Raw genomic sequence first — 15,344 nt, 5'->3', positions numbered from 1 at the left:
TGAAATCCCTGTATCTATCAGATTTCATTATACATTGTTTATCATGTCAGTGCGTAAGGTGAGTTAATAATATTACAGGATTTAATCAAAGTTACTTATGTTTAAAAGCTATTCGTGATGAAACTCAGCAAGTTTATCAAGAAGTCAAAGCCGAACTCGACTCAGAAAGTCAAATACACGATTTAAGCAACCGCTTCAAGCAATATCAATCTCAAGCCATGCAAGCAGCTTTTGATTATTTAATGGCGAAAGAACCCTCTTTACAACAGCTGACCGAACAATTATCGCAATATGAAAGTGATCTTATAACTTCTACAAGCTTAAAAAGTCTTTATTCAGGTTCGACAAGCGTTTGCGCTAAAATTTTAGAAAAAATAAGAACCCGCAGCCATGAGCAAACGACAGCAGACACTCCTGAGCCATCAGAACTGCCATTTTTTTCGCAACAACAAGCAAACACCAGTGCAGCTAGTCCAGTAGAATCTATGGAGAATAGACCACCACATCAGCCTTAGCCCAACATCGACTAATATAGCCTACTAATTGTTATAATAGGTAGGTAAAATATAAGCTCTATTTTGCGCTTGTTCTCAGCTCAGTTAACAGCATATGTCAAAAATTAGAAATGATAGTTCACTCCAATAGGAAAATAAGTGATGCTGTTAATGTTATTTTTAAACATATAAATCATAGAGCTAGAAAGAGAAAAACCAGGTGTGAGGTAAAACTCCATCCCCACCCCAACTTGAGGCATAAGTCTATTATTTTGTTGATCAACCATAACAGTAGAAGATGATGGAGAATAGATCACTTTGTTATATGTATCTTCATGTGTTAAAGCAATTCCTGTTAAACCGAATACGGTAAAACGACGAGAAACAGGGTATAAAAATTTAGCATTAATAGCGCCGGAATAAAGATAATGATGCTCAGGGCCAATAGATGTATCACCGGAATATGTATTACCTGAACTACCATTGTAGTAATAAAAACTTCCTTCAAGTGAAAAATATCGATTAAACTGATACCCTAGCACCGCTCCCAAACCAATGCTCCTAGAACCAAATAATGTATCACTTATTGATGCGCCTTCAGGAAGGTCATGACCATAGGGAACGATTTGTCCGCCAAAATACACCCCAAGTCTACTATCTGCTAATACTGGTGAGATATTAGTGTCTTGTTGATCTATGCCTTTTCCATAAGAACATATGCTCACAAGCATTGAAATAATAACTGACAGTATAGAAAACTTAATAACCATGAGTACCTTCACTTAAGCAACATTAAACAAAATGCTTATATCTATTGATTCACTATCCCTTCACCTGAAGAGCAACATACACTTAAATAGTCATTAAAGAGTCAGCTAAAGCTTTTATCAAATAAATAAAGACTATAACCCAGCTTAAATCACAATAAAGCAAATTTCAAATGACAAAGGGTAACCAGCCAGACACCTAATATCCACTGGCTCTCAGTATGTGATCAAGTCAAAATTAAAATTTTATATCATTAAATTTTTTATTAGCAGCCTCACTGCTCACTTCTACAAATTGAGGATGACCAGATGTATCTCGCGTTGTAAATGTAACACTGACTCCCGTACTCCCCAACAGTATCTCGCCTGGCTGACTTTCTGAACCATTGCCAATATATTGATAACTGCCATAAGACGCATTAAATGATTCATTATTGTTTGTTTTATAATGTGGTTCAGCAAAAAGTTTTACCCCCGTAACTTCAGATGTAGAGCACTCTATCGGCAGGACTTTATGTTTCCCCGGTGCAAGATTACTAATTGTGCCAAGAACAATTCCATCTGACCCAATCGCATTAAAATCAACATCAGAATACTGAGTTTCACCTTGTGAACTCGGATTACTCGGTACTGTAATGTTTATATTACAGACTGTTTTAGCCACTGTTGCTGCTTGGGTTAAACTTGCTACAGACAACAACCCTAAAGAAATAACAGCTAACGATGTTTTTTTCATAAAAATATAACCTTAGATTTTAAAAATTCACTGATCATTTTCACATTATTTCAAACACAAGAAACTCTACCTTGAAATCAAGGCAAAACAACTAGAAACTTCCTCTTAAAATAACCATAAAAAAATAAAAAACTTTACTTTAAATTATTTTAAAATGTCCGAAAATTTTACTTTTTTTACTTTGTAGTGCAGTCCTATCGCAGTTTAATTTTTCCAAGTAACACTTTCCTGCCGATGACAAAGAACGGCTTAAGCCCATTTTTGCACCAATACAGGACTTACGCATTGACAGCTTATTGAAAACATGAAAGCTAGAGATATCAATGGCTGTAGCCTTTTAATCACTTTTTTACAAACTTTCGAAGAGAGTAAAAAATATGAGCTTATGACAAAACTTCATGCAAGTTATGAAAAAAACGTACTGAAAATACCAATTTTTTATAGGTGCATAACTGGATTTTGTTGTCAATGCGTAAGTCCTGTAAGATAATTTAATACTTTCTAAACTTGCCAAAACTAAAATTAAAACTAAGACGCTTTTCAATCATCACGTTTTTTTACAATGACTCGAAAAGCTAACTTTGCATAATCAGCTATACGCTTAAGCTCTTTAATAAATAAAAAAGAGGCAATACGCCTCTTTTCTATTCGTAATTAACCTATTATCACACAAGGCTCACTTAAAAATTAGCACAGCCCCACACTATTTTACCTGTGCAGGACTTACGCATTGACAGCTGTTTTAAAACATGAAAGCTAGAGACATCAATAGATCTAGCCTTTTAATCACTTTTTTACAAACTCTCTGAAGAGAGCAAAAGTATGAGTTTATGACAAAAGTTCATACAAGTTATGAAAAAAAATGTACTGAAAATACCAATTTTTTGTGGGTGCATAACTAGGCTCCGTTGACATTTATTCTTAACCATTATATATGGAAATGTCAACGGAGCCTAGATTTTGTTGTCAATGCGTAAGTCCTGCTGTGGACGCATATGTGGAAATAAAATCACATCACGAATCGATGAGCTATCAGTAAAGAGCATCACCAAACGATCAATACCAATGCCCTCACCCGCAGTCGGTGGCATACCATGTTCAAGCGCAGTAATATAATCTGCATCATAATGCATGGCTTCAGCATCCCCAGCATCTTTTTCTGCAACCTGGCGCTTAAAGCGCTCTGCTTGGTCCTCAGGGTCATTGAGCTCAGAAAAACCATTGGCAACCTCACGACCGCCACAGAAAAATTCAAAGCGGTCGGTAATAAATGGATCATTATCATTCAAACGCGCTAATGGTGAAACTTCAGCTGGGTATTCAGTAATAAACGTCGGTTGACGTAACTGCTCTTCGACCGTCGCTTCAAAAATCTCTGTAATAACCTTACCACGACCTTCATGACCCTTAAGTTTTACTCCTGTGCGCTCAGCAACAGCAATGGCACTCGCTAAAGTGACTAAATCTTCACGATGAATATCTTGATTAAAGTGCAAAATCGAATCGATCATGCTCATACGGACAAAAGGCTGATCAAAGTCATAGACTTCACCCTGGTAAGGTACTTGAGCTTGACCTAAAACCTCTGTGGCCACTGTGCGGAGCATCTGTTCAGTTAAGTCCATTAAATCATGATAATCCGCATGCGCTTGGTAAAATTCCAACATGGTAAATTCCGGGTTATGACGCGTCGACAAGCCTTCATTACGGAAATTACGATTAATTTCAAACACCCGCTCAAAGCCACCGACCACTAAGCGCTTTAAATACAATTCGGGCGCAATACGCAAATACATATCTAAACCCAGACTATTATGATGAGTAATAAATGGACGTGCACTCGCCCCACCTGGAATCACCTGCAACATCGGTGTTTCGACTTCCATATAATCACGTTCAGTTAAAAACCGACGAATACTTGCGACTACTTTTGAGCGAATAATAAACGCATTACGAGATTCATCATTAACGATCAGGTCTAAATAGCGCTGGCGGTAACGGGTTTCCACTTCAGCTAAGCCATGATGTTTGTCCGGCAAAGGCCGCAGAGCTTTAGTCAATAAACGCAGATTACTGGCCTTAACAGAGAGCTCACCCTTATTGGTTTTAAACATCACCCCTTCAATTGCAACAATATCACCTAAATCCCAACTTTTAAAAGCGTGGTATTGGCCTTCAGGTAAATCATCACGACGCAAATAGACCTGTAGGCGTGCTGTGCTATCTTGAATATGTAAAAAACTAGCCTTACCCATAAGACGTCTTAGCATAATGCGCCCAGCCACTTTAACAGGGTAAGCCAATGCTTCTAGCTCATCTTTAGTTTTCTCATCAAATTCAGCCGTTAACTGTGCTGCATGATGCTCGGGGCGAAAATCATTTGGAAATGCCACGCCCTGAGAGCGCATCTCAGCCAACTTGGCTTTACGCTGAGCGATATGCTCGTTTTCATTGAACTCGAGCTCTTGCGATGATTGGTCAGTTTCAGTCATTATCTTTGCCTTTTACACTAAAAATTCTTTAAATATTATATAATATTGCTATTTCTTTCTTTTCTGCTATTTTTTCAGATTTTTAATTTTTACTAAAAAAATAAACTAAAACTATAAACCGGCTTTCAAGCTCGCTTCGATAAACGCATTTAAATCGCCATCCAATACGGCTTGAGTATTACTTGTCTCAACGCTAGTACGTAAATCTTTAATGCGTGAGGCATCCAGAACATAGGAACGGATCTGACTCCCCCAACCAATATCTGATTTACCTTCTTCTAAGGCTTGTTTTTCGGCATTACGCTTGCTCATTTCCAGCTCGTACAATTTAGCACGCAATTGCTTCATTGCTTGATCTTTATTTTTATGCTGGGAACGATCATTCTGACACTGCACGACAGTATTCGTTGGTATATGGGTAATACGCACAGCAGAGTCCGTCCGGTTAACGTGCTGACCACCCGCACCAGAGGCCCGATAGGTATCAATACGCAAGTCTGCTGGATTAATATCAATATCGATATTATCATCCACTTCTGGCGAGATAAATACAGAGCAAAACGACGTATGGCGACGATTGCCTGAATCAAAGGGCGATTTTCTAACTAGCCTATGCACCCCAGTTTCCGTGCGCAACCAACCAAACGCATACTCCCCTTGAAAATGAATCGTCGCACTTTTAATCCCAGCCACATCACCGGCAGACGCCTCAACCAACTCCGTCTTAAAGCCATTTTGTTCACCCCAACGCAAATACATTCTCAGGACCATTTCTGCCCAGTCCTGTGCTTCAGTGCCTCCTGAGCCAGACTGCACATCTAAATAGGCATTGTTAGGGTCCATCTGCCCAGAGAACATACGTCGAAACTCAAGCTGGCCAATTTTCTCATCCAATGCATCACTTTCACTGACCACCTCATCTAGTGATTCTGCATCCTGCTCTTCAACCGCCAGCTCTATTAAATCTTTTGCATCGACAATACGCGCTGAGATATTCTTAAATTGCTCAACTAAGCTCTCCAGCTGCACCCGTTCACGCCCCAGCTCTTGCGCACGTTCAGGCTGGCTCCAAATATCAGGGGCTTCTAGCTCACGCTCCACTTCAACTAAGCGCTCACATTTAAGATCATAGTCAAAGATACCCCCGAAGTGAGCTCACACGATCGGCAAACTCATCCAGGCGCACCTGTAATGCCCGTACTTCTAACATACATGCTCCCATTGTCGTCATTATTAATATGAATCATTATCTGAAAATAGCTGTTATTCTAACGAAAAAACACCGAAGACTAAACCCTTGTAGCGATGCTTGGCAGCCACTGATTTTCTGTTATAATCAGCCCGTCTTTAAATGGATCTTTTGTTAATTTTTCCAGGGTAGTGAAGATGAATACATACCCTAAAATCGTCATTGATTTGGTTTTAATAAAATTATAAAGGGTGAATTATGCAAAATGTACGTTTTGGGCGCTATTTGTTTCTAGTGATTATTCTCGCTGCGGTCGGTCAATTTGCCAATACTATTTTTGTCCCTGCCAGCAGTTTAATTGCCAATAGCTTACACACCCGACCCACGCACGTGCAAAGCCTGATGGCCGCTTATTTACTCTCTTACGGTGCTTCGCAATTTTTTTATGGCCCCTTTGCCGATCGCTATGGCCGCAGGCCCACTATTCTTTTAGGCCTACTTATCTTTGCAATTGGTACCATCATCGCAACCTTTGCTTTAAATATACAAACCTTATTGCTCGGCTGCTTTGTACAAGGCTTAGGTATAGGCTCAGCAGGCGCGATGATACGTACAGTCATGCGTGATTTGTTTACCGGCAAAGAACTCCTTAAGGCCAATAGCATAATGAGCGCAACACTGGTGATTGCCCCCATTATTGCACCATTGATCGGTGGTTTAATTGCTACCTTAATCGGTTGGCGTGCGGTTTTTGCCTTCTTACTCGCCTTTAGTGCCGTTGTTTTTGCACTACAATTTAAGTTCTTTGCTGAAACTCATCCCGCCCCTGATAACGCGCCAACACCTTTTAACGCACTGATTCGCCAATATAAAAGTATGCTGTGCCATCGCCAATTTATTGGTTACATTACCTGCTTAACCGTCTCTATTGCCGGTATTACCGTCTTTGAAGCCTCCGCTGGCGTGCTCTTTGCCAGTACCTTACATTACAGTCCCAATACCGTCAGTTTATTATTTATTGCCCCACTGCCAGGGTATTTTATCGGCAGCTACTTAGCGACCCATCTCAATCACAGACACAGCATCCCACACATTATGAAAACCGGCATCAGCGCCCTAATATTAGGTTCAGTGAGCATGCTCGCTCTTGCTCACTTTGGCTACTTTAATGCCTATGCCATAGTCATCCCGATGTTTTTTTACTTCATTGGCGCAGGCCTGATGTTTCCGCTCGCCACCACTGGTGCCCTGATCCCCTTTGGTCATATTGCAGGGGCGGCTGGGGCCTTTATCGGTGCCATTCAAAACCTAGGTTCCGGCGTCTTTACAACACTTTCAGCACTGATACCACAAAACAATGCCGAACCCCTGGCGATCTTGCTCTGTATGCTAACTTTGATTACTATTACAGCCTATTACAGCTGTATTGCCAGCCATCAAGAGACAACCGAAATTTAACAGTCACCGATATACCCATAGAGAGACCCATGCCAACACCATCAATATCAATAGCTCAACGTTTTCGCGGTTTTTTACCTATCATTATTGATGTTGAAACAGGGGGGCTTAATGCGGCAACCGATGCTTTACTTGAAATTGCTGCGGTAATCGTCGACTTTAATGACGAAGAACAATTAGTCCCTATCAAGACGATTTCAACACATGTTCAGCCATTTGCAGGGGCCAATATCGATCCAGAAGCCCTTAAAATTAATAAAATCGACCCCGATAGCCCACTGCGCGGCGCCATCAACGAAGCTGAAGCCTTAAAAAAAATCTTTACCCCAATTCGTGAAAAGCTTAAAGAAAGTGACTGTAATCGTGCGATTTTAACCGGTCATAACCCTATCTTAGACCTAAACTTTCTAAATAAAGCCGTGAGCCGATCAGGCATCAAACGCAATCCGTTTCACCCCTTTAGCAGCTTTGATACCGCAACACTCGCCGGTCTTGCTGTCGGCCAAACTGTACTTGCTATCAGCTGTAAAGCTGCAGGCATTGAGTTTGATTATACCAAAGCCCATGGTGCACATTATGATGCTGAAAAAACCGCTGAGTTATTTTGCCTAATCGTTAATCGCTGGCAAGCGCTCGGCGGCTGGCCTCTTGTTAATAGCCACCACTAACTGTTTAGTCCCAAGTTATTTTCCAGAGAAGCTTACTACCTCTTGTTTCATAGCTTCACGGTCTACTTTACTCATTGCAAAAAACAGCGTAGCACTCGAGTTAGGAAATAACCCAGAGTCACAAGCAAAGTCTAAACGCGATAATGTCTGAGTGCTTGATGAGCGAGCAAAAGTGCCATAACCTTTGACCCACCGGCTCATTTCCATTTTAACCCCACACTCACTTTTATCTTCACCTGCCATCAAATGTCGAACAAATTGCTTTGTTTGGTTTTTACCATGATGTCCATGACTTAAGCCCAAACGCGAAAAATCATAACTTAAATAATCATTTGCCGCCGCCAAGGCTTTTTGAAGATTAGAGTTTGCTAAAAGCTCCTGAGCATTGCCTTCTAGGCCAATTCCCACCTTATCTAATACAGCCGCCGCTTTTTGCAAGCTCCTGTTTTCTAGAAGCTGCTGTAAGTTTTCAGCTGAATTAAAGCCTGCATCATCAAGATTAACGATTACTTTTTGCAAGCTCGCATTTTCTAAAAGCTGCTGCCAATTTCCACCTAAAGAAATACCTGCGTTAGCCAATACCATAACTGCTTTACGAAGATCAGGATCACTTAGCAGCTGCTGCCAATTCGCTTTTAAGTCAACTTGTGCTTGACCTAATGCAATAACTACCTGTTGAAGCTCCGTACTCCATAACAGTCCATTCCAGCTTCTTTTAAAATCAATACCCGCTTGATCAAGTATAATCACCGCCTGTTGAAAACTATTATTTTCCAATAAGTCATGTAAATTTCTAGCTAAATAAAAATCTGAATGACTAAGGCCGATAATAACCTTTTGTAAACTTGGAGTATCTAAAAGACACTGGTAATTTTTTTTAAGGCTAACGCCTACGTTATAAAGTGCTGCAACTGCCTCTTGTAAATTATTATTCTCTAAAAGCTGCTGTAAATCTCTAGTTAAATTATCATCTAAACTTTCAAGACTAAGAATTGCTTTTTGCAGGTTAGAGTTCCATAAAATACTTTGCCACTTTCCTTGGAGATTAACCTCTGCGCAAACGAGCTTAATAACCACTTTTTGCAGATGATTACTCTCTAGCAGTTTCTGCCAATCCTCAGTTTGTAATGGCCGAGGATGCAGGGAGCAGATCAAACCGTTAATAGACTGAATAAACAACGAGCTTTGGGCTGGATCAAGCATAGCTTGAAAAACCTTTCTCGCGAATTTTGGATCTGTTATAACACAACCATATTCAACTAGAGCCTGCTCTAAACGTTCAGTCGAATGCTTATAAATTTCTGCTAAAAAAGCTACTTTAACTAATTCTAAACTTGGTCGCGATGTAGGTTCCTCATCACACATTAGCCTCGCAATAGGTTCCAGTACAGAGTCATCTGCTAACAACCTCATGAATGCACAACCCAAAGAAAAAATATCAGATTGATAAGAAAATTCACATTTGCCATCACGCGTCTCTGGGGCATATTGAGGGTACCTATTATTAATAACTACATCCTCATGCGCTCGCCGTAAACCAAATGCGGCATTACTCGCGGGTACTGACAAACCATAATCAAGCAAATGCACTCGTTTGCCATCAGGGGCTAACGATAAATTATCTAACTTTAGGTCAACGTGTATATACTTTATACCCTTTGCAGACAGTTCACCTTTATGTAGCTTTAAAACTTCATCAACAGCCAAAAAACCAATATAATCAGTTGATTTTTTTTTAAGATTTAACTTTTTTATTTCCTCTAAATCTTTTCCCAAATAACTTAAGGCAATCACCTGCTTAAACGCACCCTGTGAGCTAAAACGCCCCGCTTCGCCATGAAAAATATTCACATCTTTGGCAATATTCTTCTCTAGCTTGTTAATACTAGTATGAGCATGATTAATTTTTAAAACATATAAATAATCCTGTTCATCTTCAGCTAGTTTTACTTTTCCAGACACTCCCTCACCTAAATAATCTCTTTCTCCTGCCATTACGAAAACTTTATCACCAACTTTAATAAATGAATGGCTTAGGCAAACTCGAGAACCTGGCTGACTTGGGTCAGGGTAACTAATTGGAATTTTTTGATGTGAGCGCTTAATTTTTGTTCCATTACAAGCATTAGCCAATAAATGATTAGCAACACTCCATTCTTTAGCTTTTTGCTCTTTTGAGTACCATATAACACTTGGCATATGACCTAACCCCCAACCTCTAGTAACTACTAAAGATATGAAAAACAAAAGGAAGATAACTTAAAATTTACATAGAGAATATATAAAATCAATGCAAAAAAAATTTTACATATTTAAATATTAATTTTTAACAACATTTAGATATAGATAAATTATTATCTATGTTTACTATATAGTGAGAGTTTTTATAAAATAAAACTAATATTCATAAATTATTATTTATTCGCAAAATAAATTTCATTCTAGTTGCTCTTTTTCTTTAACAGCGTGTTGTAATGTTTGTAGACAAAAATCACTATGTACTTCAAGCATAGATAAAAACATCTCTTCTAAATCATCTTCATCAACAAAACGATTTGCTAGGGCGCCTAGCGCCTTCAAACATGCCGATGTCAATGTTCTAACTTGACACTCTGCCGTTAATGTCATTAATACTGGAGTTTCTTTAACTTTTGGCCGCTTTTTAACAATATCTTCTAATTGCTCACACAAAACAGTTGAAATAAACTCAGCCATTACTATTGCATGTTGCTCAATTGCCATTTCTTCAAGCAACTTATTTTTTATATTAATTTTATCCATCATTTCTCCATAGTTAATCACTTACTTGAGTGCTTGGACTCGCCTTCAGCGCATGAATCCGTTTCACCGCAAGCTCCACCGTTTCTTTTGGGTTAAACTTTGGAATAAAACCATCACAGCCGACTTTTTCAACCATGGATTTATTAAAGCCACCACTTAAAGACGTATGCAAGACAATATACAAATCTTGTAGTTTAGGATCATTACGACAATTGACCGTCAACGTGTAGCCATCCATTTCTGGCATTTCGGCATCAGTAATCGCCAATGGGTATTTTTTTGCAACATCCACATTATTTTTATACGCCTCTTCTCGCAAAAACTCAAAAGCGGCTGCACCACTATTTTTAGTAATCACTTCAATATCAATCTTGCTTAAAATTTTACAGATATGGCTACGGGCAAAACTCGAATCATCTGCCACTAAAATAGCCATACCCTCAGTATTTAAGTTATCATCTAATTGCATATCGCGATAATCGATCGTAGGGTTGACAATATCTGCATAAACTTTTTCAACATCAATGACTTCAACAATCTCTTCATCGACCAATAATGTTGCTGTTAAATAATGCGATGGACCTAAGCCATCCGGTGGCTCACGAATATCACTCCACTCAATATTAATAATCTTCTCAACACTGCCCACTAGAAAGCCCTGTGTACTGCCATAATATTCAGAAATCACCACCACTGCATCTTTGCGTCCGACAAGACTTTGCATACCGACTGCGCGGCCTAAATCAATCACCGGCACAGCCTGCCCGCGGATATAAGCCACCCCAAGTACAAAAGGGTGACTTTCAGGAATGTTAGTCAATGCAATGGGCTGCAATACTTCACGAATTTTAAAAACATTCATTGCATATGTTTTATCGGCATAAAGCTTAAACAGCAATGACTCTAATCTATTTTTACCCACCAACTGCGTGCGAGCATCTACAGTATCTAAAACACCTGCCATAACGGGCACCCAAAACCGATCGAAATCTACCAATTAAATCGATCATGCAAGATCACTGCCAGTAGCAAATGTGAACAGACAGACTAACGTTTTAAATTATTTTACTTTTTATCAAAACCCTATTAACTTCATTGATAATTTAATATCAAATATAAAAAAACAACTTAACAGTCAAAATCAATAGTAGGGAAGCGAGTATCTGGATTATCTGAAGGCCGGTAAAATATAAAGGTAGAATCAGCACTCAACTCTTGCTCTCTTTGCCGAGCTCGCTCAGCAACAATTATTTCTAACTGCCCGATATAGCTAAGGCCATTTGTAATGTCAGATGAATTATTATCCGCATAAACCACATTAAAACCCGCATCATAGGCAGGTTTAATATGGTCTAAACTATTATCAACAAAAACAATATAAGAATAAGGTACGCTGTAACTTTCTGCCAGCTCTTTTAGTGCCGGCATTTTATCTAATGCCTTATTATAGTGCTTAAAATCATCACTTAAATCAATACCATACTCACTTAAACAAAAGCACTTGATGCTTTCTTTGCTTATACTTCCTGCTGTTATAAAGCCAACTTTATCACCATTGGCAAGAATTCCTTGCATAATTGCCGTCATTTTTTCTTTTTGTAATGTATAACATTCTGCAAAGAATCCATGATAAGGATCATAACTTGAAGGTGCTTTCTCAACGGCATTAAGCCGGCTTAATGCTGCTGAAGCACAAAGTAAAGTTTCATCCAGATCAAATATAAAAATTTTTTTTGGCATATATTTAACCTTTATTAAGTCATGGCATTATAAATACAGACATACATTAAAAATATATATTTTTCAATCATCTTTACTTTTAACCAAAGTCATAAGAAAATTTTATTAAAACAAGCAAAGATAAAGTAAGATAAGCTATTATAAATAGCTAGCAAATAACACCATAATATTTAGATCAAAAAATGCAATAAAATAATTTTTCTCGTTTATCAACATGCCTCACCCGATTCAGTGAGGCATGTTATAGCGCTCAACGAATAGTTTCTGACATTGACTTCATTACTTGACTAAGCGCTGTCTCTAAATTTATTTCATCTTGATCAAGCTTCATGCGAACCCTANNNNGTCATAACTGTAAGGAGAAGGCATCGTTTTTCCTTATTGTATTTTTTAACCTACTGATAGTATGTCAGAAACTGTTGATCGAGCGCTATAATTAACTAGCTTTTAGCAATACATTATAAATTTCTTTAGTGGCTGACACCTAATATTTGATTTGTTAAGGTGTCATATGTACATAAAACACTGTAACTTAGCAAAAAATAAGCAAATTGAACTGATGAAATATTTCATTGCAAATTCAACCATCAAAACAAAAGTTACTCAAAGAAATTAAAAAATAAGGCTACATCTCACTTGATAGCGCTGCCTGACTTCTATCAGGAATTTGCCCTGTTTTTTCTTCAAAATGTTGAAATAATGTCAAAGGCAATGGTCGTTCAACTGCGGGCGTCATCGCACTTACAGGAATGGCCATAGAATGACTACTGGGTAATGCCCGAGGCACAGAGTTCCCAGGATTCACTAACCTTGCAGCACTGATTAGCATAGGCAGATAAAGAGGCTGGCCAGGCGGTACGGCACTGCCCGTTAATACCTGATCAACAAGCACACCACGATCTCTTTCATCTAAGCTTACCACCATGGATTTACCCGTATGTTCGTCTCTATCAACCGCTAAATTATCGGCAATCACTTGCTGTAGATAGTGGCTATGAGCATTAACATACACTGGAGCAATAAACTCAATGGTCCCCATGCCTCGCCCTTCTGTCATACGTATTGAAACAGCACTGATTGTAGGCAAGGTAAATAACAGTCTATTTTCACAACTCCCGGCTATGCCTGCTATTTCTTGAGTGATTTCTGCAATCGCCGTTCTCACCACCAAATCACCACGACTAAAGTTTAGCCTGCCTTTAACCGGCTCTAAAAAACCACCGGGTTGTGACATCAGGCCAAACTGGCTTCTTTCCATTAATACCAGGCAATCATCTTTAGTCACTAAAGGAGAAAGCACTCCGGTTTGAAATAATGTTAATTTATACAATTCACTTTCTTGAGCAAACTCTCTACTTCTAAGCGTTGCCAATACCGAGTAAGGCACTTGCTTCGCTTCCATATACATAGTGTTTGTGCCAGGGTCATAGAGCGCTGCAGTAATAACCATTTGTTTACCGTCATAAAACTTTGGATTTTCTGCTAACTGCCTTAATTTTTTCGCTACAGCACGTCTTTCAGAATCAGTAAGCTCAATCGTCGGCAAATCCCTATAGCGGTTAACTGGATGCAACGTTTTTTTATCACTAACAAATACAACAGTTGGTGAACCATCAGTAAACTCAAAACTGGATTGAGAGGTTTTCGCATCGAACTTTGCAGTCACAGAGCTTGGATTGATTGCGCGAGGGTAAGATTTACTCTCCAGCTCTGGCTGTACATTACCGGACCATAGTTCAATTAAATCAAACATTAAAATTACATTCCCTTGTTATTATCATAATATTTATTTATTAATTAATTATTAACAAATATCAACTTTATCCAATTAATTTTTCCTGTTAAACCTTAAAGTTGAGCCTTAAACTACTGCTCATTATGCTTTATAAGCCAACGTCACGCCATCACTCAAAGGTAACATGCACATTTTAACGCGTGTATCATTAAAAATAAAATCATTAAACTCTCGAATCGCTAACGTCTCTTTATCAGTAATTGCACTGTCAGCAACCTTACCGCCCCACAGCACATTATCAATCATAATAGCGCCGCCTTGTCTTAATAGTTTTAATGATAATTCATAATAGTTTTTATAATTAATTTTATCAGCATCAATAAATACCATATCAAATGTTTGACTATTGCCATCTTCAATTAATTTTTTTAGTGTTGTTATTGCTTGACCTAAGCGCAAATCAATTTTATCAGTGACGTTTGCCATCTGCCAATATTCTTTGGCGATATTTGTCCATGTTTCACTGACATCACAGGCGATTAATTGGCCATCTTCAGGTAAAACCTCTGCAACACATAAACTGCTATAACCAGTAAAGGTTCCAATTTCTAGCACTTTTTTGGCTGAAATTAAGCGTGCTAAAACTGCCATAAATTGGCCTTGCTCAGGTGAAATCTGCATGTTAGATTCAGCCAGATCAGACGTTCTATGCTTTAGTTCCTGTTTAACGGTGCACGCTTTAACAGTATGTGAAATTAAATAATTATGTACCACAGCTGATAATGATAAACTCTGCCTTGACATATTTACTATCCCTATTTTATTAATAACCCATCTAACACTACATCTAAATTTCAATAACACAAAACGAAAGACTAATCATCATGCATTAGCATTAACACGCCATCACGACTACAGAACCTGGCACCGGTTGTAGAGGCTCTTTGTGATGATTGCTTAAAGCATCTTTAAAAAGAGAAGTTGTACTTTCAGATAGTTTTTTAACTTCTTTGCTATTATTACCAAACAGATTTCTAACTAAATTTTTAACAAACTCTTTAAACCATTCCCCTTTTTTTCTCGGATCATTTTCAGAAAGTACTTTAATCTCCTCGCCATCGACAATTTTCTTAACTGACAATAATGCTTTTTTTAAGTTACAGTTTACCTGAACAGGTGCGGTTCGTAAGCGTCGCTACCTCGGTAGGTATTTTGCACATCCAATGATGCAAAATCGGCGGGGCAAACGGGGCGGCTTATAAACCCTCGGCTGTCCGCGTCACA

The 15,344-nt window shown here is 38.6% G+C and carries 14 protein-coding genes; 3 read left to right on the top strand and 11 right to left on the bottom strand.

Features of this window, described 5'->3' with window-relative positions; all coding sequences use genetic code 11:
- The first annotated feature begins 242 nt into the window (after positions 1-242).
- Positions 243-515 (top strand): hypothetical protein, encoded by a 273-nt coding sequence (locus C200_RS03460; RefSeq protein ID WP_155274408.1) that lies wholly within the window; start codon positions 243-245, stop codon positions 513-515.
- A gap of 104 nt (positions 516-619) precedes the next feature.
- Here the strand turns inward: C200_RS03460 and C200_RS03455 are convergent, their stop codons facing one another.
- The 4 genes from C200_RS03455 to prfB form a co-directional block, all read right to left on the bottom strand.
- Entirely contained in the window at positions 620-1,264 is a 645-nt protein-coding gene (locus C200_RS03455; RefSeq protein WP_017377818.1) for an outer membrane beta-barrel protein, read from the bottom strand.
- Positions 1,265-1,499: 235 nt separating this feature from the next.
- The gene (locus C200_RS03450; protein ID WP_017377817.1) at positions 1,500-1,997 is read right to left on the bottom strand and encodes a hypothetical protein; all 498 of its coding nucleotides are present in this window, start codon (positions 1,995-1,997) and stop codon (positions 1,500-1,502) included.
- A 953-nt stretch (positions 1,998-2,950) separates the two neighbouring features.
- Positions 2,951-4,489, bottom strand: a complete 1,539-nt coding sequence (gene lysS, locus C200_RS03445; protein WP_016210986.1) for a lysine--tRNA ligase — start codon at positions 4,487-4,489, stop codon at positions 2,951-2,953.
- 111 nt (positions 4,490-4,600) lie between these two features.
- Positions 4,601-5,699, bottom strand: a protein-coding gene (gene prfB / locus C200_RS03440) for a peptide chain release factor 2 (protein ID WP_098082804.1) whose coding sequence is annotated in 2 segments (ribosomal slippage) — positions 4,601-5,623 and positions 5,625-5,699 — 1,098 coding nt in all. Because the reading frame shifts where the segments join, the coding sequence is not laid out codon by codon here.
- 237 nt (positions 5,700-5,936) lie between these two features.
- Between prfB and C200_RS03435 the strand changes: the two genes are divergently transcribed.
- Positions 5,937-7,136 (top strand): Bcr/CflA family efflux MFS transporter, encoded by a 1,200-nt coding sequence (locus C200_RS03435; RefSeq protein ID WP_016210987.1) that lies wholly within the window; start codon positions 5,937-5,939, stop codon positions 7,134-7,136.
- A gap of 29 nt (positions 7,137-7,165) precedes the next feature.
- Complete coding sequence (gene rnt, locus C200_RS03430; protein ID WP_016210981.1) at positions 7,166-7,804, top strand: ribonuclease T; 639 nt, start codon at positions 7,166-7,168, stop codon at positions 7,802-7,804.
- A 15-nt stretch (positions 7,805-7,819) separates the two neighbouring features.
- Here the strand turns inward: rnt and C200_RS14465 are convergent, their stop codons facing one another.
- The 7 genes from C200_RS14465 to C200_RS03395 all read right to left on the bottom strand — a co-directional run bounded on the left by C200_RS14465 (position 7,820) and on the right by C200_RS03395 (position 15,201).
- Complete coding sequence (locus C200_RS14465; protein WP_016210983.1) at positions 7,820-10,003, bottom strand: protein kinase family protein; 2,184 nt, start codon at positions 10,001-10,003, stop codon at positions 7,820-7,822.
- Between the two features lie 237 nt (positions 10,004-10,240).
- Complete coding sequence (locus tag C200_RS03420; RefSeq protein ID WP_032126304.1) at positions 10,241-10,585, bottom strand: hypothetical protein; 345 nt, start codon at positions 10,583-10,585, stop codon at positions 10,241-10,243.
- Positions 10,586-10,598: 13 nt separating this feature from the next.
- Positions 10,599-11,549: a chemotaxis protein gene (locus C200_RS03415; RefSeq protein WP_016210984.1), complete on the bottom strand. Its 951-nt coding sequence runs from the start codon at positions 11,547-11,549 to the stop codon at positions 10,599-10,601.
- Between the two features lie 164 nt (positions 11,550-11,713).
- Positions 11,714-12,325, bottom strand: coding sequence for a hypothetical protein (locus tag C200_RS03410; RefSeq protein WP_016210978.1), 612 nt, complete (start codon positions 12,323-12,325; stop codon positions 11,714-11,716).
- Between the two features lie 625 nt (positions 12,326-12,950).
- Positions 12,951-14,078, bottom strand: a complete 1,128-nt coding sequence (locus C200_RS03405) for a hypothetical protein (protein ID WP_016212032.1) — start codon at positions 14,076-14,078, stop codon at positions 12,951-12,953.
- 123 nt (positions 14,079-14,201) lie between these two features.
- Positions 14,202-14,864 carry an O-methyltransferase gene (locus C200_RS03400; protein ID WP_016212033.1) on the bottom strand — a complete coding sequence of 221 codons (663 nt, stop codon included), beginning with the start codon at positions 14,862-14,864 and terminating at the stop codon, positions 14,202-14,204.
- Positions 14,865-14,955: 91 nt separating this feature from the next.
- A complete protein-coding gene (locus tag C200_RS03395) occupies positions 14,956-15,201 on the bottom strand; it encodes a hypothetical protein (protein ID WP_016212030.1) in 246 nt (81 codons plus the stop codon).
- Positions 15,202-15,344 lie beyond the last annotated feature (143 nt).

The organism is Piscirickettsia salmonis LF-89 = ATCC VR-1361, assembly GCF_000297215.2.
Classification (GTDB): domain Bacteria; phylum Pseudomonadota; class Gammaproteobacteria; order Piscirickettsiales; family Piscirickettsiaceae; genus Piscirickettsia; species Piscirickettsia salmonis.
The sequence above is the reverse complement of the archived record's forward strand: the minus strand, read 5'-3'. Positions and strand labels throughout refer to the sequence as shown.

What these genes read in the sequence shown, in the direction of transcription:
- C200_RS03460 (WP_155274408.1), top strand. Translation starts at nt 243, where the DNA reads ATGGCGAAAGAACCCTCTTTACAACAGCTGACCGAACAATTATCGCAA.
- C200_RS03455 (WP_017377818.1), bottom strand. Translation starts at nt 1,264, where the DNA reads ATGGTTATTAAGTTTTCTATACTGTCAGTTATTATTTCAATGCTTGTG.
- C200_RS03450 (WP_017377817.1), bottom strand. Translation starts at nt 1,997, where the DNA reads ATGAAAAAAACATCGTTAGCTGTTATTTCTTTAGGGTTGTTGTCTGTA.
- lysS (WP_016210986.1), bottom strand. Translation starts at nt 4,489, where the DNA reads ATGACTGAAACTGACCAATCATCGCAAGAGCTCGAGTTCAATGAAAAC.
- C200_RS03435 (WP_016210987.1), top strand. Translation starts at nt 5,937, where the DNA reads ATGCAAAATGTACGTTTTGGGCGCTATTTGTTTCTAGTGATTATTCTC.
- rnt (WP_016210981.1), top strand. Translation starts at nt 7,166, where the DNA reads ATGCCAACACCATCAATATCAATAGCTCAACGTTTTCGCGGTTTTTTA.
- C200_RS14465 (WP_016210983.1), bottom strand. Translation starts at nt 10,003, where the DNA reads ATGCCAAGTGTTATATGGTACTCAAAAGAGCAAAAAGCTAAAGAATGG.
- C200_RS03420 (WP_032126304.1), bottom strand. Translation starts at nt 10,585, where the DNA reads ATGGATAAAATTAATATAAAAAATAAGTTGCTTGAAGAAATGGCAATT.
- C200_RS03415 (WP_016210984.1), bottom strand. Translation starts at nt 11,549, where the DNA reads ATGGCAGGTGTTTTAGATACTGTAGATGCTCGCACGCAGTTGGTGGGT.
- C200_RS03410 (WP_016210978.1), bottom strand. Translation starts at nt 12,325, where the DNA reads ATGCCAAAAAAAATTTTTATATTTGATCTGGATGAAACTTTACTTTGT.
- C200_RS03405 (WP_016212032.1), bottom strand. Translation starts at nt 14,078, where the DNA reads ATGTTTGATTTAATTGAACTATGGTCCGGTAATGTACAGCCAGAGCTG.
- C200_RS03400 (WP_016212033.1), bottom strand. Translation starts at nt 14,864, where the DNA reads ATGTCAAGGCAGAGTTTATCATTATCAGCTGTGGTACATAATTATTTA.